Here is a 26704-nt window from a genome sequence, read left to right as displayed (position 1 = left end):
TTCGAGAACGATAGATATTTCAGAATAGCCCTTAGATTTTGTCTAAGGGCAGGTTTTGTTTAATTGTCCAGAATTCTTTCCAGGGATCGTCTTTCAATTGCTCAAGCCGCTTGAAGATAGTTCGTATGGTATAGAATGAATCATTCTGATTATCGGTCAGTTCCTCCCAATGCACAGGCGTTGCTACCGGTGCATGTAGTCTTGCGCGGGGCGAATAGGGCGCAATGGCGGTTGCCTGGCGCTGATTTCGGAGGTAATCGACAAAAATTTTTCCCTTGCGTTTGGCCTTCGCCATATTGCTGGTGTATTTTTTGGGATATTTTTTTTCCAGATATTCTACAAAGACATGAGTGAATTCTTTGACTGACTCCCAGTTATATTTGACCTGAATCGGAATGACCACATGCAGGCCTTTACCGCCTGTCGTTTTAATAAATGCAGATAGTTTTAATTGCTCAAGCTCCTCGCGGATTTCATAAGCGGCATCCACCAGCATTTTCCAACTGACTTCAGGATCCGGATCGAGGTCAAACACCAGAATATCAGGCTGCTCAAGATGCTCGACGGTGCTGCCCCAGGGATGAATTTCCAGCACTCCCATTTGCGCCAGAGCAAGCAATCCTTCCTCCTCTTTGAGATAGATGCAGTGTTCAATGTTCTCAGTGCGTTTGCTTTCCACTTCAATCGTATAAAGGCCGCCAGGATTTTGCTGATTGAGGTGTTTCTGATAAAAGCAGTCTTTATAATCAGAGGGACAGCGAACCAGGGTTAATGCCCGATTGCGAATATAGGGTAGAATATAGGAACTAATGGCTTGATAATAATCAAACAGCTCCTTTTTACAAATGCCGTCTTCAGCATAAATCATTTTATCGGGATTGCTCAATTTGATTGCGGGCATGTTCTTCCCCTTGCCGGGCGTTATTTTTTTTAGCGGTATTTCCTGTTCGTTCCGGATCTCTTGCGCCATTTTATCCAATCTTAAACCTTTGAAACTGGGGTGTCTTAAATGGCCGTCGTCTGTCCATTCACTAAATTCCACTTCGGCGATTAGTTCGGGCTTCACCCAGGTGCTGCTTCTGACTCCCGGCGGATTAATATTAAAAGGATTCTTTGCCATTTGCAGGGGTTCTAATTGTCTGGCAATAGATTTTAAGGAGGCTTCAGTGAAGCCTGTACCCACTTTGCCGCAATAATTAAGCTGCCCTTTATCATCATAAACACCCAAAAGCAGGGAACGAAACCCAGTGCGATTTTTCTCTGATTTGGTAAAACCGCCAATGACAAACTCCTGACGCTTACTGCATTTTATTTTAAGCCATTTCCTGCTTCGCTTACCTTGATAAGTGCTATGAATGTCCTTGGAGATAATCCCTTCCAGATTAAAATCGCAGCTCTGTTTGAAAACGCTTTCCCCATCGCCCAGTATATGGTCACTGTAACGAAGGCTTTCCTCTGCATCCTCGAGCAAATCAGCGAGCAGTTTTTTTCTTTCGAGGAGCGGGAGAGAGCGGGTATCGTATTGCTCAAGGTAGAGCAAATCAAAAAGATAATAGGTAAAATGGGTTTGCGCCCCATTACTCATGGCATTTTGCAGCAACTGAAAACTTGAGCGCGAGTTTTCATCCAGAACGGTAATTTCACCATCCACAATGATATTGTCCACGGGCAGGCTTTTCAGAGCATTGATGACATTCGGAAATTTTCTTGTCCAGTCCAGTTGATTACGGGAGAGCAACTGGATTTGCGCATGCCGTTTGTAGGCTATGATGCGGTAGCCATCAAATTTCAGTTCATGCAACCAGTCGTCACCAATGGGGGCTTTATTGGTCAGGGTTGCTAATTCGACTGGGCAATTCTGCAAAAATGGGCTGGCAGGCAGAGCCAGCGTATACTTTTTCTGTTTTTTTTTAGGAGATTTAACAGAGCTATTATTTTGGGAACTTTCTTTACTGTGCCAGACGGATTGATAGTTCCGGCTTATTTCGTCTAAGCTTTGATGGCTGACCACGCTATTCGGCTCTTCATTTGTAATATCATATTCGTCAAGGGGTCTTGCTTCCGCGTCTCGATGTTTAATGAGGAACCACTGCTTTTCCTTAAAGCGAATCAAATCCCACTGACCATTAAGTTTTTCAGCCTGCAATTCAAAATGTAAATGCCCTTTTTCATAGGCTTTGGCCGGATCATCATCCAGGGGCTTCCACTTGCCTTTGTCCCATAACATGACCGTACCGCCGCCATACTCGCCTTTGGGAATAATTCCCTCAAAACTGCCGTATTCAACCGGATGATCTTCTACTTGTACTGCCAGCCGCTTCACAGCCGGGTCAAGGCAAGGGCCTTTAGGAACTGCCCAGCTCTTTAAAACGCCATCCAGTTCCAGGCGAAAATCATAATGTAAATGGCTGGCAGCATGTTTCTGAATGATATAGAGAAAGCGGTGTTTTCGGTGAACACGGCCCTTAGGCTCGGGGGTTTTATGAAAATCCCTTTTTTTCTGATAACGGTCAAGACTCATCGATTCCCCTCCACTGTGGAGCTATTCAAAAAGCCGGATCATTGCTTCATTGAATTGGGGAATATCATCCGGTTTTCGACTGGTTAAAATGTCCTGATCGCAAACAACCGGTTTATCAACCCATTCAGCCCCTGCATTGATTAAATCGGTTTTGATCGATAACCAGGAAGTCATTTTCCTGCCTTTGGCCAGTTCTGCATTGATTAATAACCAGGGGCCGTGGCAGATTGCTGCAATGGGCTTATTTTGTATATTTATTGATTTGACAAATTCTGCAGCCTCTGGCAGCAGACGCAGCTGGTCTGGATTGATCACGCCGCCAGGAAGTAAGAGCGCATCAAAATGTTCAGCCTTGGCTTCTTTAAGCGGAATATCTACCGGGAATTTGTCCCCTTTTTCAAAATGATGCCAGCCTTGTACTTCCTCTTTTTCAGGTGAGATCAGGAAAGTTTCTGCGCCCTCATTTTCCAGTGCTTTGCGAGGTGCTTCCATTTCAACCTGCTCAAAGCCATTGGCGGCAAGTATGGCGATTTTTTTTCCTTTTAATTTATTCATTAGAGTCCTCCTCCCTGAGGTGAATTGATGTGCTGCGATCTTGCGATCTATTGCTCAATGGCAGCCTCGTATTCCTATAATTGTAGTCTAAAAACTGCGCTGAAGACCGTTAACTGCCTTTTGACAACAACCAGATCTTGGCACGAACAGGGATTCACGCTAGGATTATGTTTTTTTGCACGAGGTTGAATAAATGGAGCAACTGCAGGAAACGACAATACAATCTGTGCAGCAGGAAATTTTGCGTATTAGTCATTTTTTAAATGATCGCATCCTTGGCCAGCGCGCTTTGGTATCTCGCCTGCTGATTGCCTTGCTCGCAGATGGACATCTCTTGGTGGAAGGAGCGCCAGGGCTTGCCAAGACACGGGCGGTTAAGGAACTGTCCGCTCTGATTGAAGGCAATTTTCATCGCATTCAGTTTACACCCGATCTTTTGCCCGGCGATTTAACTGGAACCGATGTGTTTCACCCTGAAACCAGTACTTTTGTATTCCAGCCAGGGCCTGTATTTCATCATTTATTACTGGCAGACGAAATCAATCGTGCGCCGGCTAAAGTGCAGTCTGCGCTTCTGGAAGCAATGGCGGAACGTCAGGTAACCATCGGGGGTAAGACCTATCCTCTGCCTGAATTATTCCTGGTTATGGCGACTCAGAATCCAATCGAACAGGAAGGAACCTACCCCCTGCCGGAGGCGCAGCTCGACCGTTTCCTGATGTATGTTAAGATCGGTTACCCGGATGCGGCTATAGAACAGGATATTCTGGCCTTGGCCAGACGGGAAGCAATGGATCCTGTACAGGCTGCGCCTGCGAAAATTAAGCCGTTGCCCCAACGCGTATTATTTGATGCACGCAATCAGGTTTTGAAGGTCCATACCAGCCCGGCATTGGAACATTATCTGGTTCAATTGGTTGTTGCTACCCGAAATCCGGGAATGTATAGCAAAGAGCTGGCGAGATGGTTGCGTTTTGGTGCCAGTCCGCGGGCGACTATTGCTCTGGATCGCTGCTCCAAGGCTCATGCCTGGCTGGCTGGCCGGGATTATGTAACGCCGGAAGATATTCATGTCATTGCCCATGATGTGCTACGGCATCGCGTATTACTAAGCTTTGAAGCAGAGGCCGAAGGGATTAGCAGCGATGATTTTATTGATCATTTATTGCGTCTGGTGGCAGTTCCCTGAGACTCGGGATAAAAATAGATGAACAAAAACCGTCTTTGCGAGCATTAGCGAAGCAATCCAGATCCTCGCTTGTGCAGGTTTCGATCTGGATTGCTTCACTTCGTTCGCAAAGACGAGGTTAGTTGATTGGTTCTATAAATGAGCGGTGAATTGGAAAAAGAAATATGGTAAACGGCGTGTCAATTGATCTCGCGGAACTGATTGCATTTAAACGTTTCGCTCGCAAAATGGCATACAAACCAGAGAAGGGAGTTCCTGGCAGCGGCAATCATTTATCAAAATTTCGTGGCCGGGGAATGGATTTTTCGGAGGTCAGAAATTACCAGGCCGGCGATGAAATCCGCCATATGGAATGGCGTGTCACCGCACGCACGGGGCGGCCTCACATCAAGCTTTACCAGGAAGAGCGCGAACGGCCAGTGGTTATTGTCGTTGATTTTAATCCCTCCATGTATTTCGGTACCCGCAAGGCATTTAAATCGGTGATCGCTGCCAGATTGGCGGCGATGATTGCCTGGACTACGGTCAAGCAGGGTGACAAAATTGGTGCCCTGCTTTACTCCTCTGAACGGCATAATGAATATATTCCTAGGTCGCGTGAGGGAGGTGTCCTGCCTATCCTGGCAGGGCTGATGGAATACACTAATCAAGCAAGCGGCATGATGACAGAGCGCCCTCCAAAACCTCTGGGCGAAGCATTGAGCAGATTAAGAAGGGTGGTAAAACCAGGCAGTATCATTGTTGTGCTCAGTGATTTCTATCATATGAATGGTGAAGCTGAAAAACATTTAAGCCGCTTACATGAACATAATGACATTCTGGCCTATCAGATTATTGATCCTTTAGAGTTAAACTCGCCATTACCCGCACTTTATGCCATCACCGATGGCCATCAGGAGTTACTGCTTGATACAGCTAATCCGAAGGTTAAAGCAGATTATCAGCAATGGTGCGATCAGCGTCAGCAGAGTCTACAGCACTTATTTAAAAGGCTGCGTATTCAATATGTGCAGGTTAATGGTGAAAACGATATCCCTCAGGTGATTTACCAGACATTTCCCCGGAGGAAACGTGACTAAGACGAATGCTCTGGATAATCTGCGTGATATTCACCTGCCGGAGGCTATTGGCTGGTGGCCTTTGGCGCCAGGCTGGTATATTTTGCTAATCCTTGTTCTCTTGTTCTTTGCCGGGGGACTGTACTATTTCATTGAGTATCAAAAGAACGGCAAGCCCAAACGGCATGCACTTAAATTACTTGCTCAATATCAGGAAGAGTATCAGCGCAACGGAAACAGTCAGTTGGCTTGTTCCCGGGTTTCTGAATTGTTAAAACGGGTTGCGCTGGTGTATTTTTCACGTGAAACAGTGGCCAGTTTGCAGGGAGAGGAATGGATTAATTTCCTGAACCGAACGGGAAGCAAACTAAATTTTAATGCGGTGCGTCAATTGCTGCTAGAGCTCCCCTATCAACCTTCAAACAGCCAGGTTAGCCTGGCGCCTTTATTTGCGCGAGCAAAAACCTGGATAAAACAACGGGGTAAACGATGTTTGAAATAGCTTCCCCTTGGGTTTTTCTTTTACTCGGTCTACCGCTAATCCTCTGGTTTTTAATACCGCGAGCCAGTTCAAGCCTGCCTGCGGCATTACAGGTTCCGTTTTATCAATCCATGCGCGCCATCGCTGAACAGGACCAACCTGTTCTGAGTAAAAAATCCGGTCTTGGTTTTTGGTTTCTGGTGTGGGCGTTACTGGTTCTGGCTGCTGCTGGCCCGCGCTGGGTGGGAGAGCCTTTACCTTTGGAAAGAGAGGGCCGCAATATTATGATGGTTCTCGATTTATCAGGCAGTATGGAATTAAATGATATGTTAATGAATGGCAGACCGGTGTCACGCCTCGCTGTTGTTAAACATGCTGCTGAGCAATTTGTCAAAGAGAGGGCTGGTGATCGAATTGGCCTTATTTTGTTTGGCAGTCAGGCCTATCTGCAAACGCCCCTAACCTATGATCGCCACAGTGTGTTATTGCGTATTGAAGATGCCACTGTGGGCCTGGCCGGGAAAACTACCTCAATTGGGGATGCGCTGGGTCTTGCGGTCAAGCGTCTGCAAGATGTTCCCAAAAGTAGCCGCGTGGTAATTTTATTAACCGATGGAGCCAATAATTCGGGTGTCTTGCTACCCCTAAAAGCGGCGGAATTGGCAAAATCCGAACAAATCAAGGTATATACGATTGGCTTAGGCTCTGAAGCGGATCCTCAAATGATGTCGGGCCCATTTATTAACATGGGCGCCGGGGCTGATTTGGATGAAGATACACTAAAAGAGATTGCCTCAATCACAGGCGGCCAATATTTCCGGGCAACCGATTCAAGTTCACTGGAGTCGATTTATCAAAAAATTAATCAGCTTGAAACTGTGCAGCAGGAACACACAACACTCAGACCGCAGCACGAATATTATCCCTGGCCATTGGCTTTTGCCCTGGCTCTGATCATGATGTGGCTTTTAAACAGCCTGGGCCTGTTTAATTATGTATTGCAGCGAAACACTGAGTACCGGGAGAAAGGATTGTGATTGACTTTCATTTTCTTCGTCCACTATGGCTACTGGCTTTTCTACCGCTTTGCTGGTTATTTTGGCGCCTTTGGAAGCAGAAAGCTCCTTTGCAAGCCTGGGCTGCCATCTGTGATCCGCATTTATTATCGCAGTTAATCAAAAATCAGCACTCTGGAAAAAGGCAGCATTCCTTATTGCTGTTAGTAGCCAGTTTTGGGTTAATTATTATTGCTCTCGCCGGACCGGTATGGAAAAAGTTGCCTGTGCCGGCCTTTAAATTATTGCAGCCCAGAATCATCGTGCTGGATTTATCCGATGCCATGCTTGAGGAGGATTTAAAACCCAATCGCTTATTACGGGCCAGGTTCATTTTGCATGATTTATTCAACCGTAAAGACACAGGACAAACAGGCCTCATAGTTTATACAGGTGAATCCTTTGTAGTGTCGCCATTGACGGAGGATGCTAAAACCATTGATAGCTTGCTGGACTCCTTGAATCCACAAATTATGCCAGTAAATGGCCAGGATTTATCGATTGCGCTGCAGCAGGCTGCCCAATTGATTGAACAGGCTGGGTTTTCGGGCGGACAAATCCTGGTGCTGACGGCCACTCCCCCCGATGCATCGGCTTTGAAAGCAGCGTCAAGGCTGGCCAATCAGGGAATCGAAACCTCTATTATGCCCGTTTTGGCAGATTCCGCTGTATATCCTATTTTCAAACCCTTAGCTAATGCCGGCAAGGGAATGTTGCTTGATTTAAATAATGAAAATGCTTCGTTAAACCGCTGGTTGAGCCGGGCAATAACCAGCAAACAATATACCTTGAGTGAGCAAAACGAAATTCCAGTATGGCAGGATGAAGGGCGCTGGTTTTTGATTCCCGCATTGCTGTTTCTTATGCCAGTGTTTAGAAGAGGTTGGCTGCAGAGGGTGCAGTTATGAGAGTTTTGTTATCAGTAATAATGATTTTCGCCAGTACATCGACCTGGTCCTTCAGCTGGAAGGATTTATGGTACACACCTGATCAGCAGGCGGCTGAGATGATGCAAAAGGGGCAATATAATAAAGCGGGTGAATTATTTAAGCAGGAGGATTGGCAGGCTGCCGCCTCGTATCGTGCAGGAAATTATCAGCAGGCCGCTCAGGCTTACCAATCACTCCATAATGAAACAGGGTTTTATAATGCGGGAAATGCATTGGCTCATCAGGGTAAATATGAAGAGGCTTTAAAGGCCTACGATCAGGCCCTGAAATTAAACCCTCATAATCAGGACGCCCGATTTAACCGAGCGCTCGTTGCTGATTTACTAAAAAAAGACAAAGAGAAACAGCAAAATAAAGAGCAGAATGGCGGACAAACTCAGGATCAGAAAAATAAGCAGGATCAGCAGAAGCAGGGTCAGAAGTCCAGCGCCAATCAACCAAATGATCAGCAGCAACAACAAAATCAGCCGCAATCAGACAATTCTGGTGCTGAACAACAGATGAATAAAGAGAAAAGCCAGCAGGAGCAGCAGGCTGAAAAAGAGGCTTCTGCGAAGAAAAATAAAGAAAAGCAGGAACAGCAAAACAATGCGTCAAAGACCAATGAAGATGAAACAAAACAAGCTGCAGCACAAGCACAATCGTCTCTGTCAGATAAAGAACAACAACAGGCCAAAGAACAATGGCTTAAATTAATTCCTGACGATCCAGGCGGTTTACTTCGTGAAAAGTTTCTACGTGATCATATACGCCGGCAACGAGGGTGGTACCAATGAAAAAAATAATCCGCATTTTCATTCTCTTTTATTCCGGAATGCTGTTTGCAGGGCTCAGCATGCAAATAGAGAGCAGTAAAGTACAGATAGGTCAATCGTTCCGCCTGGTATTGACTATGGATGGCCAGACGAATGCAGTACCGGATTTAACTCCTTTGCAGGAAAATTTTCAGATCGTTGGAACCGAACGCAGTACAAATTACAGCATTATTAATGGGCAGGCTCGCACCGTCAATCAATGGACGGTTTTTCTGGTTCCTCTCAAAATGGGCACTATTTCCATACCCTCTCTTCAGGTCGGGCAGGAAAGTACGACGCCTTCCACAATAGAGGTCACTGCTTCTGCAGTACAAAGCGGCAAACCTCTGACGAAACAGGACGATCTGCAGCTGCTGGTTGAGGTGGATAACAAGACGCCCTATGTTAATCAGCAAGTGATTTACACGGTCAAACTGTATAACAGTTTACAGTTATTAGACACTGATTTTCAGGCGCCTCAGGTTGATAATGCGCTTTTGGTGCCTCTGGGCGATGGTAAACAATATCAAGCCACGGAAAATGGCCGACTTTTTTCAGTCGTGGAACAGCAATATGCTATTTTTCCACAGAAAAGCGGTGAACTAACTGTGACTCCTCCGGTATTCAGCGCCCTGGTTTATGATCAAATGCCCCATAAAACCAAAATCAGTGCAGATCCGCTCACTCTCAAGGTAAAATCGGTGCCCGCCAGTTTCACTGGCAAAGAGTGGCTGCCCGCCAATGAAGTCATACTGAGTGACCAGTATGATCGAGAGCCCGTTAATATCAAGCAGGGAGATACATTAACCCGAACAGTTAACCTGGAAGTGGTCGGCATGCCTGCTCAATTATTGCCCTCGCTGGATTTTAGCAGCAAGGACAGCTTTTCAGTTTATCCAGAAAAAGCAGCGGAGAAAAACAGTTATCGTCAACCTTATTTGGTAGGCACGAAAACGCTGAAAGTGACTTATCTGTTTAATAAAGCCGGAAAAATTACCATCCCCGAATTGCGTTTACCCTGGTTTAATACGGTGACTCAAAAGAATGAAGTAGCCGTTTTAGCTCCCCGGGTTATTCAGGTTCAGGCTACAGCGAATAGCGCCGATAGTTCAGTGAAAGCGCAGTCTGAACCGCAGGACGTGGCGGCAGAAGTTCCTGCAGAAACACCCTCAACTGACAAGGAAGCGCCGGCCAGTACCTGGTTAGCCTGGGGAGTTGCCGCATTGTTCGCACTGGCCTGGCTGTTAACTCTTAAATTGGGCCGATTTAATCTTCCTTATTTTAAGCTGCACAAAGGAGCAGGTAACAAGGCAGTATTAAAGCGCCTGCAGAGCGCCTGCCTGAATAATCAGCCGGTCGAAGCGCAACAGGCATTAATTGAATGGGCTTCACTTCATTGGCCAGAAAAGCGAATTTTAAGCTTGGCTGATATCTGTGAGCAAATCTATGATATGAATCTCAAAAAACAGATTAATGCTTTGTCGGAAGCGCTTTATCATCAGCAAAAGAAATCATGGCAGGGAAGCGGATTGTGGCAGGCTTTACAGCCCCATTTGTCGCAAACAACAAGTAAGCGAAAGCCTGTCTCTGAATTGCCGCCTATTCACCCGCAATAGCTCAAATAACGGCCTACGTTGAATGAATTGTAAAGTTATAAATAATTTAGCTGCAATTCTCGCTATTTAAACTTCAGTAAGTTATAATGTAATCACTTGTATCAAGTGTTCAAGATTGAATGAGCGTTATTCGTGAAAAATCCCTCCTTTTGTGTTTCCAAAGTAGTGAAAATATCGCGTTCTGTCAACGGCAATTCAGGCTCGTTTGCTTGTACAGGTTTATGTTTAATTTTTTTTGGAAAGTATAATGTCTGCTATAGTAGAAACTGGTTCCGTTAAATGGTTTAACGATGACAAGGGTTATGGTTTTATCAGCCGTGACAATGGCCAAGATGATGTGTTCGTACATTTTCGTTCAATCGTAGGAACATCTGGTCGTAAAACACTGCATGAAGGCCAACGTGTAAAATTCCTGGTAACTAAAGGTCCGAAAGGCTTGCAAGCTGAGGAAGTTACTGCGGTCTAATATTTAGGCCTTAAGTATTCTGAGTTTTTTCTGAAATCGTCCCCTCTTATTCTTTACTCAAAAATAAGAGGGGAATGATAGTTCCTTGTTTATTTAATTTTAAGCTTCAACATATTGAGCCTGCGAATGCTAGCAGGTATGATAGAGTGCTTTTATCGCTCTTAAGCTCCGGGCTGTAGTCAAAATCTAATCCCATCTGGAATTCTATTGAAATGGAAGTCATTCTTAAAATTCTATGGCTTGTAATTATTTGTCTTCTATCTGGTTGCCAGAGCGGGTTTTACAAAGGGCCTCCCTCTGACCATTTTGATGGTAAAACATTCTATAATCCGGACGAGGCAGGTAAAAAACGGGACGGCAATTATGATCTGGTCAATCTATGGATTTCCGTGCTGCAAAATCAATGGCCAGCAAGTTTACCCGAAATTTCTTATCCGCTATTACCGGCTAATTATCCTGATGGCGCAATGGTTACTTTCATTAATCATTCTACAGTGCTTATTCAAAGCAAAAAAATTAATATACTCATTGATCCGATTTATTCTTATCGTGCGAGCCCGTTTCAATGGATTGGGCCGGCACGGCATCGCGAGCCAGGCCTTTTGTTTGATGCGCTGCCAACCATTGATCTGGTGCTCATAAGCCACAATCACTACGATCATATGGATTTGGAAACTATTAAGAAATTGCAACAAAAATACCATCCTCAATTTATTGTACCTTTGGGTAATAAGGTATTCTTGGAGCGAAGTGGAGTTAAACAGGTCACTGAATTGGATTGGTGGCAATCTATGAATGTAAAAGAGACGAAAATCAGCCTGTTACCTGCTCATCATGATTCGCAGCGTTGGCTTTATGATCTTAATAAAACACTTTGGGGATCTTTTGGTGTAGAGATTAGCGGTAGAAAAATATATTTTGCCGGAGATACAGGCTATTCCGGACATTTCAGAGAAATCAGAAAGCGATGGGGAACACCCCGGCTCGCATTTTTACCTATTGGAGCCTATGAGCCACGCTCACTAGCCAAACCCTATCATTTGAATCCTGCTGATGCTGTTCGAGCGCATCTGGACTTGGGCAGTAATAGATCAATTGGCATTCATTGGGGAACCTTTCAATTGGGTGCAGAAGATTTTAATCAGCCCGTAAATGATTTGGCTCTAGCCCGCAAAAAATACGGGTTGGCAGAGAAACAGTTTTTTGTCATTCGTGAAGGCCTCCCTTTTTATATTGATAAATAAGAGTTTTTGCCAAATCGGCAAATCAGTTTATACTCAAACACCAATAGAAAATGGATGGATTTATGCGTACATGGATTTTTGTAGTTTTTTTTGGTCTTTTCCCTTCAATTGCTCTGGCTGCGCCGGCATCCGGCAGTTTTAGCATAGAGAAATCCTGCCCCGCCTATATTTCAAAAAACAAAAAAACCAATCCTGACAACGTGTATGTACAGCCTGGACAGGTTTATGAAATTCGGGAAATTAACCGCGAACATAATCCGGACTGGTTTCGCGTGTATCTGCCTGATAGCTCAACGTCGCTTCGCTGGGTAAGTAGTGAATGTGGCGATGCATCCTATCATCCCAGTCCTGCTCCGCGTTGTCAGCAAAGCCCCGGACTTGCGGATTCCTATGTGCTTGCCTTTAGCTGGCAGCCTGCATTCTGTCAGACCTATGGGTATGAAGCTGGAAAACCTGAATGCCTTCATTTGCCGTCTCGCTCCTACCAGGCCAGTCATCTGGTTTTACATGGCTTATGGCCAAATCAGGAACAATGCGGGGAGCATTATGGTTTCTGCGGCACAAGTCCTCGCACTAATCATTGCGATTACCCGCCCCTGAGCTTGAAAGAACCAGTATCTGCTTCGCTTAAATATTTTATGCCCAGTTACTCTCATGGCAGCTGTCTGGAGCGCCACGAATGGAATAAGCATGGAAGCTGTCAATTGCTATCCGCTGACGACTATTTCGCTTTGGCGATCCGTTTGACTGAAGACATGGAAGAAACAGCTTTAGGGAAATTTTTACACGAGCATGTCGGCGAAACGGTGGATCGCCTGCAATTGCAGGAGCTGGTACGACAGTCTTTTGGAAACGCCAGCACCAGAAAGGTATATCTGGGCTGTAAAAATGGGATGCTAGTTGATATTTTTGTACAATTACCCGCTTTAATTCCCGAACAGGACTCTTTGGCAGAACTGGTTGAACAAGCCCCTGACGCCAAGCGTTATGAAGGATGTCCGGCTAAAGTAGGTATTTCTGATTTTAATAGCGAGTCCTGGTATTAGATATAGAATGCCTGCTCAGCACAACTGGCCTGTGTCTTTGCGAGCGTTAGCGAAGCAATCCAAATCGAAACTTGAACAAAGTAAGAAGCTGGATTGCTTCGCTAACGCTCGCAAAGACAGTTTTTTGTGCACCCATCTTCATTTATGCAACCAACACCTTCTCTGAAATGACGAAATTACCTTAAAAGGACAATTCCACGCGAGACAAGCGGTGATATCAAAGTAAACGATAATTGCTTGCGCAATTTTCCAAGTTATTCTAATGTAGGAGCTTAACCTGGTTTGGAATGTCGGCTTATGTTAACCCGTGTTATCTCCTTGATTTGTATTTTATTTCTCCTGTCAGCCTGCAGACACTCTGCTGTGAGCTCTACAGAACAGCCCCCTGTGCCGGTGAGTAAAACGCAGCAGACTCGTTCTATGCCTTCGTTTAATAAGGTATCAGCTAGCGGCCGCCTGAATGTGGTACTGCATACCGGCTATTCAAAGCCGCAGGTTATTTTACATGGCGATCCCCGCGATTTGGCGCAGGTGAGTACCCAAGTCCAGAACTATACGCTGGTGGTGAATTTGGGCAGTGGATACCCACGCTATGGCAGTGTGACGGTGGATATTCGCGGGCGCTTTCTAAATACCTTCCGCTATGAAGGCGCAGGAATTGTGACCGGGCCGCGATTAAACTCAGGGCTTCTTGATCTTTATCTTGAGAATGAAGGCAGGACTGTGCTCGGTGGCCACATTAATATCGGCGTGCTGGAGGTGAGGGGTGGGGGATATACCGAAATTAACGGGGTGCACTCGCGCAATCTGCACCTGCGCATGTCGGGAAAGCCGCGCGTTAAGCTAGCCGGCATTGAGCGGATTAATACGCTTGACTTGGAGGGGGATGGCGCATTAAGTATGTACTGGATAAAAAGTGATACGCTGACCATCAGAGCAGGTGGCCAAACCTTTATTCAGCTTGGCGGTGTGGCTAACAAAATTGATGTCTGCCTGAAAGATTCCGCCCGTTTTAATGGCCGCTACTTACGTGCTAAAAGAGCATTCGTGAAGACCTATGGGAATTCTGTCGCCGAATTAAGTTCGATTAAACGCCAGCATACCCTTGCCAGCGATTCGAGTAATATTTACTTCTATAATATTCCTGACATGAAGACTGATTTTATGGCCTATAACGGTTCAGTTTTGGATATGCGTGATCTTAATGATTTCTTTGTTCAGGAATATGATCGTTATAACAAACAAATACAGTAAATGAAACCGGTTGCAGACAACCGGTTTCATTCAGATTCAGATCACCGGAGATTTAATGCAGGCTTTAGGAGCCGCGCAGATCGGCGAAGGGGCAGGCATCAGGCGATGATTGCTGCTTGCCTGCGTTTCCTGAGCTCGCATAAAGGCAGCAAATTTTGAATCCCAGACATTGCGAATGCTCTTTTGACTGGCTCTTTCCCAGCAGTTAGCAAGCAATTTCATTTCAGTGGTGGTGCAGCCTGTTAAATAGTCGATATCAAAAAAATTCTTTTTATAAGCCTTCACAAATTGCGGGCTAGAGAATAGTCCCCGCTCTTTCTCATCGGAGGGGCGTTTTACATTTAATAAGTACTGTTGATAAAAAGATAAAATTTCGGGACAGACTTGAAGCTGAGTTAAAAAATCACAATAAGCCTGGCGATGGCACTCAACTCCTTGCGCGCTGAGAATAATCGGTATCCTAACAGCGGCCTCTTCTTTGGGTAGCCAAAAAACAGGCTTTAGCTGATCCGTAGTTAATTCCCTATTCAAAAGGATTTCCAATTCAGGCGAAGTGCAAAATGATTGTTTGCTGAGTAAGTAATGGCTGTTAAACAGGATCTCGAGGCGCTCTTTATCAATCGAGCGTAATTGAGCAACGGACTGTATCGAATGAAATAAATCCTCATTGGCTGCCTGAGAAAAGAGGATTGTTTTTGCCGAATGAGAAAGCCTGCACAAAAGATTTAAAGTTCTTAAGTTTACAGTGTTACTCTCTAATACCAGAGGATAGAAGGAGTAGGGAAGTGAGTGCAGAAATGCAAGTTGGGGAGGACGCAAGGATTTAACCATTGTCAGAGCCTCAGCAAATGCCAGTTGCATACTGCCTTGCCTATGCGGTGATTGAAGGACAAAATTTAATAGAAATCCTAGCCCGTCTTTTGATAAGGAAGCGAGGTCACTAAAATTGCGAAAGCCTGACCAGGGGGTCCTTAATTGCTGAATCTTTCTGAAATGGTATAGCATTGTGAGATTGAAGTGACGCAGAATTTCTTTATTAGTGAATATATCCTGTAAAAAATTCTCCAGAGCCGCGAGCTCCTCGCCTGGCAGAGACAGAATTTCATCCAGTTTGAAGTGATGATACTTGCTCAGCTGTTGATTGATTGCCAGACAAGTCTGTTCTCTCTTTTTTGCGTCCAGTGCTTTGTTTACTTCGGGTTTGAAAGTTTTCACAACGGTGTCCTTTTCGTTAAAGAAAAATAGTAATATGGGACCCACCTGGAAAATTATATAGAATGTTCAAAAAATACCAAGCTCGCTGCCAGCAATGTGGAACTGCAATTAGCTTGGAAATTGCAAGACAGGTTATTGTGAAACTGCCAACTCCTCTGCTTTCGCAAAAGGAGTGGCCGTTAAGGTTAGTGTTATGCTCAGTTTCCTTTATTTGGCACTTAACGGTAATTGGTCTAAAATTTAAGTGTTAAGCTTTTTTTATCAAAAGACAAGGAAGGTCCGGAAACTGCAATCGTATGGATGGTAATAAAACATTTGGTTCCTTCGCTTTTGCTCACCTCATTATGTAACATTTAGTAAATCCTCCAGTAAGCAAAAGCAACGGTTGATTGATCCGGGATTTAATTTGCCAAAGGGAGAGTAGTTATGAGCAGACAAATTGTAAATGCCGACAATGTGATCGGTGTGGATGTAAAGAATCGTGAAGGAGACAGTCTGGGAAAAATCGAGGCTTTAATGCTCGATAAATATCAGGGACAAGTGGCCTATGTAGTATTGTCTTTTGGTGGTTTCCTGGGAATGGGGGATAAGCTTTTTGCGATGCCCTGGAGTATTTTCTCCTATGATCCCGCTCAGGATTGCTTTGTTATCAGTGTCGATAAAGAAACCTTGAAGAAGTCTCCGGGATTCGATAAAGATCACTGGCCAGATATGTCTAATCCAAGCTGGATGACTGCGATTCATAAACACTATGGTACTATGCCGAGCAGATCTCAGCACTAGAAGCCTGCTGAATGATCTGCCTGGTTAACAGTCATTGTGGGCTGGCTTGGTACATAAACAGGATCAAACCACTAATATCGTCTTTGCGAACGAAGTGAATCAATCCAGATCGAAACCTGAATAGAGTAGGATCTGGATTGCTTCGCTAATGCTCGCAAAGACTATCACTAAATTGTCATCTGCTCTTGAGCAGACAGGCTAGTGGATTTTATGTCAGCTAAAACAGACTGATATTTTTCATACAAATAGGGAGCATTGCTTGCGTCTCTGGCACGTAATAGTAGCGTAAAAGCTTTGTTAAGTTTCAATTCCATCGAGTCTCTAACTTCCTTAACGACTTCGCCTTTAGCCAGCCGCTCCTGCAGATGCCTTGCAAGTTGCCTGCAAACCAGGGTTTGAATTGTTTCTGCATCAAAAAAATCGAGCGGTTGGCCCCGCAACTGCCTTTTTACGTCAATGATAGAAACTTTACTCTCATCATCGATTAATCTCATAAACATTAGCATGTAAAATGTTTTAGCGAGGCTTGGCATTTCCATACTGTTTAAATCCTCAATTTCTGCCGAAAGCCCTTGTTCCTGAATTTTTAAAGTGGATTTGGAAGTATTGCTAAGCAACTGTTTGTAAGAAGGGCAGCACAAATAAAGTAAATATTTGGCGAAGGCATGATGACCTGCATAGTCCAGACTTAAGCCCAGGGGAGCCAGAATATCACTTCCTTCCTGACAATGCCTGGAATGGCCATGCTCAGGGTCACTTATAGAGGGACGCGCTATGTCATGAAACAGCAGGCCCAGGACATACTCTAATCGGTTCAGTAATATCAAACTCAGCTTCCCCGCTTCAAGCGCATGTTCCTGCTCGGTGACATTTTCCTGGGCCCCGGGGTTTTCATAAGGATTTTGGGCCAGTTTATTTTGCAGAACATCGGTAATGACTTCTGCATAACAATTTAAGCTCGGATGAAGATCGCTCAATTCGGCAGGGAAAGAATATTCTTTTGCTTCATCAAGAATAGGTGAAGGAGAAGTCAGCAACTCGACCGGTGTGGCCTGCAATTGCTGCTCACTTAAATTTAATGATTTGATAAAGTCAGCGGCTGTATAAGGAATAGCTTCCTTCTCCTTAAAAAACCCTTTTTTCTTTAGCAAATCAAGAAGCTCAGGAAAATCAGGAAACTCGTTTAAATATACTGCAAGATTAGTCTTTAACAAATTACGATAGTTTTTGGAAATTTGTACAAAGAGATCATCAAACACTCTGTCTTCTGTAGCGGCCATAATTTTCCTTATTAATCCGACAATTACCCAGCTGATCCAACTCGCCATGACGCAGCCTGGCGATTCTGCCAGAGAAGCATCATGATAAGTTCCCGTTTATTAAAACAATCAGCAAAGTATTAACAAACTTATCCACAGGATGGGCATTTTGCCTGCACAATAAAAATTAATTTAAAATCAATAGCTTGTTCATTAGTTAATACATAATTCGTATGCTTTACTAATTTTATGAACAAACTTATCCACAGAATGCAGTTTTAATGCATTGGCTGTTTATTCTCCTTCAGGATAAATTACCGAATTTTTATAAGCGCTGCCACTCCAAATTTCTTCTTCGGACAAGGTGGTTTCAATAAATTCGATAGGCCAGCCGTTTTCTTCAATCGCCGCTACTCTAAACCCCTCGAAAGGAAAGTAAGGTCCCAGGATGACATTTTTCCCGCGTATTGCCTCATCAATGCTATCGACTTTGAATGCAACATGAGGTTTGCTCTGCAGCAGTGGATGCAAAGGACAACCTTCTTCAAAGCGATGGTACTGAATACGTGTTGGAGCCTCTCCGCCCGATGTGTACATTTTAAATGGGGCACTGTATCGCTCGCCGGGCCGAACCTCAGTAGTTGGAATACCCACATGATGAAATTGATAGCTCATTTTTTTAACTCCTGTGTTATCTATGTACATTATAAATTGATGGTATACTCTTTATAAAACGATTTGTTTTCCATAATTTATGAACCTGAAGTTCATAATATCGAGGGCCCATCATGAGGATTAATCAGTCGCTGCAGTGCTTTATTAAAGCGGCGGAAACACTGCATTTCGCCAGTGCAGCAGCTCTGCTGCACGTTACTCCTACCGCACTAAGCAAGCAAATTAAATCCTTGGAGGAGCAAATCGGGGTCCAGCTTTTCAAGCGCAGTACTCGCCGAGTTATGTTAACTGAAATGGGGGAAAGGCTATACCAGAGATGCCGGGTCATTGAAAATGAAATGAACAAGCTGGATCAGTTTATTGAAAACAGACGAGCGGAGCCTCAGGGCGTTTTGCGGGTTTTAGTTTCAACAATTCTGGCCAGAAAATGGCTGTTTGCTCATTTGAAGGATTTCAGAGAGCGTTTTCCAAAAATTGAACTGGAACTCATTTTGACCGAAGAAGATGGCGATTTGGCAGATGCCAAAGCAGATATAATGATGGGTTTTCCTGAAATTCCTCCTTATACCAATAACTTAAAAGCACGTTACGTATCCACCGTTAAGAACATTCTCTGCGCCGCACCCAGTTATGTACAGCGCTATGGTTTGCCTGCCAGCAAAGGAGATCTTGCCAATGCTCATTTTATTTCTCATACGCTCAGACAGCCAAATCATCAGCTCCCTTTGGCTGATGGGAGTTTTATTTCAATTAATCGTCCGGTCTTATTGATGAATGAATTCGATGCGCTTAATCAAGCTTGTAAAGATGGGCATGGCCTGTTTCTGACGGGTGATTTGTTAGTAATAAATGAACTGGACAGTGGCGAGTTAATTCAAATATTGCCCAAGCTAGAGTTCAGAACTTATAAAATTTATCTGTTTTACCAACCCTATGATTATGAATTGCCAAAAGTACGTGCTTTTCTGGAGTTTTATGGAAAGAAACCCCTTATTTAAGCAGAGGATGTTATACTGAAGACTATGAGAGAAATAACTGCAAGCCTTCACTTGAGGCTGCAATTCTCTTTAATAAAACGAGGTATAAACATGGCTCTTTTAAAAAAGCTCAGAAAATTCTATCGGGCAAGTGCCGAAAACCGTATACAAACCCATGTATTTCTTGCCTTCCTGATAATTCCCGTTATTGGCATGATTGCTTTGTATGTCTGGGTTAATCTTTTCTGGTTACATTAATATTCTTGCTCAGACAGAGATGCGGCAAAAGAGCTCTCTATTTCGCACTGCCTTACTCATCATTCCCGCCTAATGCAGGAATGATGTAAGTCCGGGATTATCGCATAATTAACCCAGTCTGTTCTGAGGCCTGATGCGTTTCAGTTACCAGCGCTGCCTTGGAACGGCAATCAAACAAGGTTTTTACCAGAGGGAGCCGGGATAATTTGCTTGTTTGTACATAATCGTGCTGTAACAATGCCATTAACATTTTAACTACTGCAGGCTTCTTGCCTTCGGAAACAGGCTTTTCCAGTAGTTTGATGCAAGCTTCGGCGCTTTCGCCGCTCGCGACACCATCATCCAGAAAAATAACCGTTTTACCTGCCAGAGACTTAATCTTATCAGTGGGAAGCTCTAGTACATCCGGATCGCCATAGCCTTTTTGTATATTTTCGCGTTGCACTGCCTCATCAGGCATCTTATATCCCCCTTTTTTGCGAATAGTGTAAAGAGGCAGTTGCAATTGACCTGCGATCTGAGAGGCAATGGGAATCCCGCGCACCTCAGCGGTAGCAATGACTACATCTTTCCATGGCAGATTGTTCTTCTCTATATAGCGCTGAATTTTCAATGTCATCTGTTTAACCATATGGTTATTTAAACCAGCATTTTCATGTAACTTTAATACATCAAAAAAGCGGTTTCCCTTGTAGGCGTGATGAGACATATTGCGCATGGCTTCATCGCGTCTTAACTTCCAGCTCACCAGATACCGCTCTGGTGAAACAGGTACATTTTCGTTTCCGATTTGCCTGTCCGCAGGTTCTGTGACTTCCTTTACTTTAAAGTCAACGGCCTCAATTCGGTTGAAAAAATGTTCTTTAAAATAATGCGTATAAGCCTGACCCACACAACGTCTTGGGCCTGCCGAATGATAAATGCCTGCTTGCTTGAGGTTCAGACAGACCATTGTGCCGGCGGAGAGGCTGGTACCGTCAGCCAATTGAATATCTTCATCCAGAATCCGGGAGCGGATGGGAAAGAGGTAGCCTTTATCGAGTCCCTGTTCATAAATTCGGGCGCGCGCTGATGGAACGCGAAGATCAGTATGTTCTTTTACAGCTATAGCAAGCCCCTCATACATGACATTCTCAAGAAAATCAGGCTCAAAAATCAGATCAAAAACACAATATGAAACAATTGCCGCGATTGTTTTCGCATCCAGACCCAGCTGCTCTTTCTCATTGAAATAATTCAAGTCCGTCTCAAAGCGTTTGACCATCGACTGACTTGTTGCTTTGCCGATGTATTCCTGAATCGCTTTTTTAGCGTCTTGCAGTTCTTTATTAACGGGGAGCTCATAGAGCCAGGACGTTAAGCCGCTTGGATCGAGGCTCTTGTAATAATTGCTATAAAAGCATTGTTTCATTGCCGACAGTATCTGATGGCGTGTGTGCTGATAAGCATCTAAAGATACATGATTTCCAAATAGATATTCTGACCAGAAGCTGCTGAAAAATGTATCGAATGCCGTATCCAGTTCAAAGGTTTTTGTGGCGAAAAAGTTGCGATCCAGATGCTCATCGATTAAACGTTCAATGCGTTGGCGATCGCTCTTAATCGTTTGTCCGAAAGCACTATGGATTAATTTCCATACATTCACCTGCTGTTGTTGATCGACAAAATGACGGTTATCGCCAGAATCAGTGGCGACAAACTAGTATTTCAAGCCGGCAGCCTGTGAGAAATGCCGGTACACATGACCTAAATGGCTCTTAGACTCCAGTACTTTTCTTACTTCTGCTGCGGTTTCAAGATATACCATTTTTTTATTAAACAGGGAAAAGGATAGATTCTGTGCCTTATAATTTTCCTGCAAGGACTTGATTGATTTGTACTCAATGCCGGTTTTCCACAGTTGCGATATAACAGAACTTAAGCCGACAGGCGTAATTTCGCTGTCAATAACGGGTTGTTGTACTGGAACTTCATTGGCCTTTTGCAAGACCTCATGAACTTCATCGATTCGCTGCAAGTTCGCATAAATAAAAAGGCTGGTGGGTCGGATGGCTTCTGCACGGTGGACACTGATTGCTTTTTTTCCTAGATTTTCCTTGATCTGATTGATCAAGGGCAGAGTCGCTTGCTGGTAAAAATTCAAACGTCTTTGAATTGCATCCTGATTATCATCACAGCGAGAATCCTCACGAACAGCCAGACGTCCTTCAAGTGACTCCTGGTCGATATCCAGATGAATTAAAGCTGCAGGCTGCCCCCATCCTTCAATGAAGTCCTGGTATTGTGCTTCGGTGCGTGGATAGCCATCGAGTAAAATCACGCTGTCCTGGTTACTAATTGCGCCTAATTCTTCAGCCAGGATCTGTTTAATAACTTGATCTGGCAATAAATTTCCCTCACTTATCAAAGATTTGTATTTTTTTGTGATCGGATGTTCAGGATTATCCAGAGAACGACGAACCACTTCGCCCAGAGACAAATGCTTAAACTGGCTGTTCAATGCCATTAAGGCTTTGCCCTGAGTACTTTTACCGCTGCCGGGTGCGCCAGTTAATAAAACGATTTTCATGATTGACCTCATCGCAAATAAATGATGAGTTCATGATATTCACTTTCAATTATTTTTTGTTCCCGTATTGACTACGCCCCGTAATGTTTACGGGGAGAAGCTTATATTGCTATATGTCATTTCCGCGCTAATATGTAGTCTTTGCGAACAAAGTGAAGCAATCCAGATCAAACTTTGAGCAGGGTTATGAGTTGGTTGCTTCGCTTACGCTCGCAAAGACAGCCTCTTGCATACCCTTTTCATTTACAAAACAATGACGCAATTTGTATTTCTTTTGCCGGATAGTAGAAAATTGGTCAAATGAGTATTATTCCTGGTTCAGATGCGTGCGGCGTTCGTTCATTGTTTCGATACTGTTATAGATTGTCTGGCGGACAATTTCCTGCATTACCGGAATATCTTTGAGCGGAGTGCCATTGAAGATGGCGTGTGCAATGAAAAAACTGTCTTGCCACAGTTTTTCATTGGTTCGGCTGGAGGCTTTTAACCACAGTGCAATCCATAAAAAATGAAAGAGCCATTTCTCTCGACGGGCTTCAAACTCCTCTGAAAACACTTCTTCGGTTGCTTCATCGATAGAACACACTTTAATCCCTTCGACAAAACTGCTGCATCGGTTGACCAGCTTATCCACATGAGCGTTCTCGATATACCAGGACTCGGTGAATGATTTATTTTTCAACCAGCTTTTTGAACGCTTGAAAGACATATCCACAATTTCAGGAGTAAATGGATGAATTTGAACCGAGAGATCCTCTATTAAGGCTGCAATATCGATTGCCTGTGGCGTGAAATGCACTCCAAGCAGTTCCTGCATTTCAAGAAAATGCAAGTCAGGAACCTCGTTTTTGGCTAGCGTCATCGCCAGAAAATGCTCACAAATCACACGGTAGAAATCAAGGTCGACCACACGCAAGGTCACACTATCGTCAAAGGCCTCTTCATAATAACGATTAATTTCTGCAGTGGTCATTATTGGGGTGACCCAGACATCCTTTATTCCTATTTCATCTTTGAATAGCAAGCCGCAAAGTCGGTTGTTTCGCCCCAGCTTTACATGAATAAATACCCCCTGAGCGCCGCTTCCATCGACTTCACTGGCCTTGATTCGCTTGATCTCTCCGTGAGGGGGAGGCTGCAGAATGACTCCTTTTTTCCGCTGGATTTTAATCCAGCGATTAAACTGCTCATGATATTCTGCAGGATACCAATTCTTGATAGCCTGCAAACGGGTCAGCGATGCAGAGCTGAAAGTCACGCCGCTAACAATTTCCTCATGGGCTGCGATTACTATTTCCCGAACAAAGTGTTTGGGGTGAAGCAACATGAGTAGGGCAATATCCTGACCTTCAGGAATGCTGTAGAGATCAAAAACTAAATCGGCAAAGAACTCCACCGGCATGGCATAACTTTGGGCAAAAAAGTTTTCGGCGATATCGAAAATACTGAGCTCTGATAATTCATTGATCATATCCTGGATGGCTTTAAGATGATTAACCTCTTCTTCGGGACTAATCTCTTCTTCCTGCCCTGCCAGCTCCAGATAGGCGTCGCGTAATTCGTCTGACAGTTCGGCATGCACGTCGTAAAAGGCATTCAAAATAGGCAACCAGAAACTCAGGGTGTGCGAGCCGGTTCTGATCGTACGAGCAAGATGCGACATCAGCTGATCAAGAATTTTAATCGCCGATTTACTGCCGCTTTCCAGTGCAGACTGGAGTTGAGCGACACAAATATCCAATGCATAAATGCAGGCTGAATAATAGGAGCGTGTCTCCTCCAGTTTCTCTTCAGACATATGATCGAGCAGATCAACCAGCTGAGAAGCCAAATGAGGTTCCTGCAGAAAAGAATTCACATAATGGGGTTCTGGATCGGCATTATTTTCAATTAACGCCGCCATCTGCTCAATCCATTGTTTTAGTTTCGTAAAGTCTTCAGTCATGGGGTGTCAGGTACCTGTCTTGGCGCTCCATGTTCGTCAATAGCTACAAAAACAAATATACCTTCGGTTACTTTATATTTTCCAGATACAGCGGCGCCAGGCTCCGCCCAAACCTCAACAGCGATGGTCATTGAGGTTTTACCTGTTTTGATTAACTCAACATGACAGCTGACTACATCACCCACATGAACGGGCTTTAGAAAAGTCATTGAGTTAATCGCCACGGTAACTGCGCGGCCATGAGATATCTTCTTTGCCAATACTCCGGCCGCCAGGTCCATTTGCGAAACAATCCAGCCGCCAAAAATATCGCCGTTGGCGTTAGTTGAGGCAGGCATGGCTAATGTTTGAATGGTAATTTCGCCGCGCGGAGTATCAGTCATATCAGGAACCACGTTTCAATTTGGATAGGGCATCGGCCATTGCCGTATTAAACACGCCTTTCTTAACCTGCTTTTCAGGTTGTTTCTTATCCTGGGCTGGCTTGGAGCTTTTTAATACTTTTTTGGACACCGAGTTTTTGCCTGAATCGCTGGGCTTACCGGGTTTTCGCGCTGGAATGTTTGACTTTTCCTCATCAAGAATCATGCTTAAGCCAATTCGTCGTCTTTCTTTATCGACTTCGACCACCTTCACTTTGACAATATCGCCGGCTTTTACAATGGTGTGCGGATCACTGATAAAGCGATTAGTCATTGCTGAAATATGAACTAAACCATCCTGATGAACACCGACGTCGACAAAGGCGCCAAAGTTGGTCACATTGCTGACGACGCCTTCGAGAATCATACCTGTTTCCAGCTGGCTAATATCTTCCACACCCTCTTTGAAAGAGGCGGTTTTGAACTCGGGACGTGGATCGCGTCCAGGTTTTTCCAGCTCTCGAAGCACATCACGAATGGTGGGTAAACCAAATTGCTCATCGGCAAACTCGGCGGCATTTACGCTGTTCAGCAGCTTATGGTTTCCAATGATTTGTCGGATTTCAATATTATGTTTGGCCAGTATTTTCTCAACCAGAGGATAGGCTTCCGGATGTACTGAAGAAGCGTCAAGTGGATTTGCGCCATTCATAATGCGCAGAAAACCGGCAGCCTGTTGGAAGGTTTTCTCTCCCATGCGCGGAACCTTTTTCAGTTCTTCACGGCTGCTAAATACACCATTTTCATCGCGATACTGCACCAGATTTTTCGCTAAGGTTTCATTTAAGCCCGAAACACGAGTCAGCAGAGAAACCGAGGCCGTATTGACATCAACACCAACGCTATTCACACAGTCTTCCACCACAGCGTCCAGACTACGCGCCAGACGCGTCTGATTTACATCATGCTGATATTGTCCTACACCAATTGACTTCGGCTCAATTTTAACCAGCTCTGCCAGAGGATCCTGAAGACGTCTGGCAATCGAAACAGCGCCGCGTAATGTCACGTCCAAATCAGGAAACTCATTGGCAGCCAATTCAGAAGCAGAATAGACAGAGGCACCTGCTTCATTCACGACGATTTTAGTCAATTTCAGGTCAGGGTACATTTTCATCAGATCAGCAACCAGGCGCTCGGTATCTCTGGAGCCAGTTCCGTTGCCGATACTGAGTAGATTGACATTATGGCGGGCTGCCAGTTTGGCCAGCTCAGCGATGGACTGATGCCATTCATTATGTGGTGCAAAAGGAAAAATCGTAGTGTAGTCCAGCAGTTTTCCGGTGATATCGACTACTACCACCTTCACGCCAGTGCGGATGCCGGGATCAAGGCCTATGGTAACTTTTTGTCCGGCTGGGGCACCGAGCAATAAGCCGCGTAAATTTCTGGCGAACACCTGGATAGCTTCTTCATCCGCTGCTTCTCGTAAACGGGCCAGCAATTCGAGCTCAAGCTTGGTGAATAATTTAATTTTCCAGGTCATGCGGACTGTTTCCTGAAGCCAGGCATCGGCCGCACGTTTTTGATCAACAATACCGAAATAGCGGGCAACATGCTCTTCACCGTAATTCTCATTTTCATTGAGCTGAAGCGATAATTGTAAGACGCTTTCGCGGCGCCCGCGGAATAATGCCAAGGCACGGTGAGAAGGAATTTTTCTTAGTGGTTCTTCATAGGCAAAATAATCCGAGAATTTGCTGGCATTATTTTTCTTGTCGCTGCTGGCGGCACTGCCTGTTGATTTTAAAACAGCATGCTGCCATAAATACTCGCGCAGCTCGTTAATCAGTTCGGCATTTTCGGCAAATTGCTCCATGAGGATCTGTCGTGCACCTTCCAGTGCTGCTTTTTCATCTTCAATGCCTGCTTCAACATTAATGAATTTGAGCGCTTCCTGCTCGGGAGATAAGTTAGGATCTGCCAACAGCGATGTGGCCAGCGGTTCAAGTCCTGCTTCACGGGCAATCTGTGCTTTGGTGCGGCGTTTGGGGCGGTACGGCAGATATAAATCCTCAAGCCTTGTTTTGGTGTCAGCGGCAAGAATGCTGGCTTCAAGCTCTGGTGTTAATTTTTCCTGCTCTTTAATCGACTGAAGAATGACATTACGGCGTTCATCCATTTCACGCAGATAATAGAGGCGCGATTCCAGGTGCCGCAATTGGTTGTCATCAAGTCCGCCCGTTACTTCTTTACGATAGCGGGAAATAAAAGGAACAGTGGCGCCCTCATCCAATAAGCGAATGCTGGTTTCTACCTGAGAAACATTCACTTTCAATTCCTGTGCAATGATGGTTGCAGCCGACAGCATTTTTTGTGACATTCACATCCCCGTAATACAAAACTGTTAAATCGCCAGCATTATATACTTA

General features: G+C 44.6%; 24 protein-coding genes. 14 read left to right on the top strand and 10 right to left on the bottom strand.

Annotation, left to right across the window (positions count from 1 at the left end; genetic code table 11):
- Positions 1-31 precede the first annotated feature (31 nt).
- Together ligD and DYH61_RS14315 are read right to left on the bottom strand one after the other, a co-directional pair.
- Positions 32-2521: a DNA ligase D gene (gene ligD / locus DYH61_RS14320; RefSeq protein ID WP_058507042.1), complete on the bottom strand. Its 2490-nt coding sequence runs from the start codon at positions 2519-2521 to the stop codon at positions 32-34.
- 21 nt (positions 2522-2542) lie between these two features.
- A complete protein-coding gene (locus DYH61_RS14315; protein ID WP_058507043.1) occupies positions 2543-3076 on the bottom strand; it encodes a type 1 glutamine amidotransferase domain-containing protein in 534 nt (177 codons plus the stop codon).
- 193 nt (positions 3077-3269) lie between these two features.
- On the opposite strand from DYH61_RS14315, the gene DYH61_RS14310 reads away from it, so the two are divergent.
- From DYH61_RS14310 to DYH61_RS14260, 11 genes are all read left to right on the top strand, one after another.
- Positions 3270-4265, top strand: a complete 996-nt coding sequence (locus DYH61_RS14310; RefSeq protein ID WP_058507044.1) for an AAA family ATPase — start codon at positions 3270-3272, stop codon at positions 4263-4265.
- 164 nt (positions 4266-4429) lie between these two features.
- Complete coding sequence (locus DYH61_RS14305; protein WP_058507045.1) at positions 4430-5344, top strand: DUF58 domain-containing protein; 915 nt, start codon at positions 4430-4432, stop codon at positions 5342-5344.
- Complete coding sequence (locus DYH61_RS14300; protein ID WP_058507046.1) at positions 5337-5825, top strand: DUF4381 domain-containing protein; 489 nt, start codon at positions 5337-5339, stop codon at positions 5823-5825. The genes DYH61_RS14305 and DYH61_RS14300 overlap by 8 nt, the downstream gene beginning before the upstream one ends.
- Positions 5813-6841, top strand: coding sequence for a vWA domain-containing protein (locus DYH61_RS14295; RefSeq protein WP_058507047.1), 1029 nt, complete (start codon positions 5813-5815; stop codon positions 6839-6841). The genes DYH61_RS14300 and DYH61_RS14295 overlap by 13 nt, the downstream gene beginning before the upstream one ends.
- Positions 6835-7767 (top strand): vWA domain-containing protein, encoded by a 933-nt coding sequence (locus DYH61_RS14290; protein WP_058507048.1) that lies wholly within the window; start codon positions 6835-6837, stop codon positions 7765-7767. Before DYH61_RS14295 ends, DYH61_RS14290 begins: the two co-directional genes overlap by 7 nt.
- Positions 7764-8585 carry a tetratricopeptide repeat protein gene (locus tag DYH61_RS14285; RefSeq protein ID WP_058507049.1) on the top strand — a complete coding sequence of 274 codons (822 nt, stop codon included), beginning with the start codon at positions 7764-7766 and terminating at the stop codon, positions 8583-8585. The genes DYH61_RS14290 and DYH61_RS14285 overlap by 4 nt, the downstream gene beginning before the upstream one ends.
- Positions 8582-10219, top strand: a complete 1638-nt coding sequence (locus DYH61_RS14280; protein WP_058507050.1) for a BatD family protein — start codon at positions 8582-8584, stop codon at positions 10217-10219. Before DYH61_RS14285 ends, DYH61_RS14280 begins: the two co-directional genes overlap by 4 nt.
- A 247-nt stretch (positions 10220-10466) precedes the next feature.
- Entirely contained in the window at positions 10467-10685 is a 219-nt protein-coding gene (locus tag DYH61_RS14275; protein WP_058507051.1) for a cold-shock protein, read from the top strand.
- Positions 10686-10897: 212 nt separating this feature from the next.
- On the top strand, positions 10898-11929 hold the full coding sequence (locus DYH61_RS14270) for an MBL fold metallo-hydrolase (protein ID WP_058507052.1): 1032 nt from the start codon (positions 10898-10900) through the stop codon (positions 11927-11929).
- Positions 11930-11991: 62 nt separating this feature from the next.
- Positions 11992-12975, top strand: coding sequence for a ribonuclease T2 family protein (locus tag DYH61_RS14265; RefSeq protein WP_058507053.1), 984 nt, complete (start codon positions 11992-11994; stop codon positions 12973-12975).
- A 363-nt stretch (positions 12976-13338) separates the two neighbouring features.
- On the top strand, positions 13339-14229 hold the full coding sequence (locus tag DYH61_RS14260) for a GIN domain-containing protein (protein WP_234999815.1): 891 nt from the start codon (positions 13339-13341) through the stop codon (positions 14227-14229).
- A 36-nt stretch (positions 14230-14265) separates the two neighbouring features.
- Here DYH61_RS14260 and DYH61_RS14255 read toward each other — a convergent pair whose 3' ends face one another.
- On the bottom strand, positions 14266-15444 hold the full coding sequence (locus DYH61_RS14255) for a hypothetical protein (RefSeq protein ID WP_058507055.1): 1179 nt from the start codon (positions 15442-15444) through the stop codon (positions 14266-14268).
- Between the two features lie 426 nt (positions 15445-15870).
- On the opposite strand from DYH61_RS14255, the gene DYH61_RS14250 reads away from it, so the two are divergent.
- Positions 15871-16227 carry a PRC-barrel domain-containing protein gene (locus DYH61_RS14250; RefSeq protein WP_058507056.1) on the top strand — a complete coding sequence of 119 codons (357 nt, stop codon included), beginning with the start codon at positions 15871-15873 and terminating at the stop codon, positions 16225-16227.
- 167 nt (positions 16228-16394) lie between these two features.
- Here the strand turns inward: DYH61_RS14250 and DYH61_RS14245 are convergent, their stop codons facing one another.
- Both DYH61_RS14245 and DYH61_RS14240 read right to left on the bottom strand, forming a co-directional pair.
- Positions 16395-17507 (bottom strand): hypothetical protein, encoded by a 1113-nt coding sequence (locus DYH61_RS14245; protein ID WP_133129089.1) that lies wholly within the window; start codon positions 17505-17507, stop codon positions 16395-16397.
- Between the two features lie 273 nt (positions 17508-17780).
- Positions 17781-18161 carry a helicase gene (locus DYH61_RS14240; protein WP_083499179.1) on the bottom strand — a complete coding sequence of 127 codons (381 nt, stop codon included), beginning with the start codon at positions 18159-18161 and terminating at the stop codon, positions 17781-17783.
- Between the two features lie 113 nt (positions 18162-18274).
- Here DYH61_RS14240 and DYH61_RS14235 point away from each other — a divergent pair, with 113 nt between their 5' ends.
- On the top strand, positions 18275-19159 hold the full coding sequence (locus DYH61_RS14235) for a LysR family transcriptional regulator (RefSeq protein WP_058507059.1): 885 nt from the start codon (positions 18275-18277) through the stop codon (positions 19157-19159).
- 90 nt (positions 19160-19249) lie between these two features.
- Positions 19250-19396 (top strand): hypothetical protein, encoded by a 147-nt coding sequence (locus DYH61_RS15715; protein WP_164480534.1) that lies wholly within the window; start codon positions 19250-19252, stop codon positions 19394-19396.
- A 97-nt stretch (positions 19397-19493) separates the two neighbouring features.
- Here the strand turns inward: DYH61_RS15715 and DYH61_RS14230 are convergent, their stop codons facing one another.
- From DYH61_RS14230 to DYH61_RS14210, 5 genes are all read right to left on the bottom strand, one after another.
- Complete coding sequence (locus DYH61_RS14230; protein WP_058507060.1) at positions 19494-21041, bottom strand: phosphoribosyltransferase family protein; 1548 nt, start codon at positions 21039-21041, stop codon at positions 19494-19496.
- A 54-nt stretch (positions 21042-21095) separates the two neighbouring features.
- The gene (locus DYH61_RS14225; RefSeq protein ID WP_058507061.1) at positions 21096-21965 is read right to left on the bottom strand and encodes an adenylate kinase family protein; all 870 of its coding nucleotides are present in this window, start codon (positions 21963-21965) and stop codon (positions 21096-21098) included.
- Positions 21966-22272: 307 nt separating this feature from the next.
- The gene (locus DYH61_RS14220) at positions 22273-23910 is read right to left on the bottom strand and encodes a hypothetical protein (protein WP_058507062.1); all 1638 of its coding nucleotides are present in this window, start codon (positions 23908-23910) and stop codon (positions 22273-22275) included.
- A complete protein-coding gene (gene yciA, locus DYH61_RS14215; protein WP_058507063.1) occupies positions 23907-24293 on the bottom strand; it encodes an acyl-CoA thioester hydrolase YciA in 387 nt (128 codons plus the stop codon). Before yciA ends, DYH61_RS14220 begins: the two co-directional genes overlap by 4 nt.
- A 1-nt stretch (position 24294) precedes the next feature.
- Positions 24295-26655 carry a Tex family protein gene (locus tag DYH61_RS14210; RefSeq protein WP_058507064.1) on the bottom strand — a complete coding sequence of 787 codons (2361 nt, stop codon included), beginning with the start codon at positions 26653-26655 and terminating at the stop codon, positions 24295-24297.
- Between the last annotated feature and the right edge of the window lie 49 nt (positions 26656-26704).

The sequence above is a fragment of the Legionella quinlivanii genome (assembly GCF_900461555.1).
Classification (GTDB): Bacteria; Pseudomonadota; Gammaproteobacteria; order Legionellales; family Legionellaceae; genus Legionella_C; species Legionella_C quinlivanii.
The sequence above is the reverse complement of the archived record's forward strand: the minus strand, read 5'-3'. Positions and strand labels throughout refer to the sequence as shown.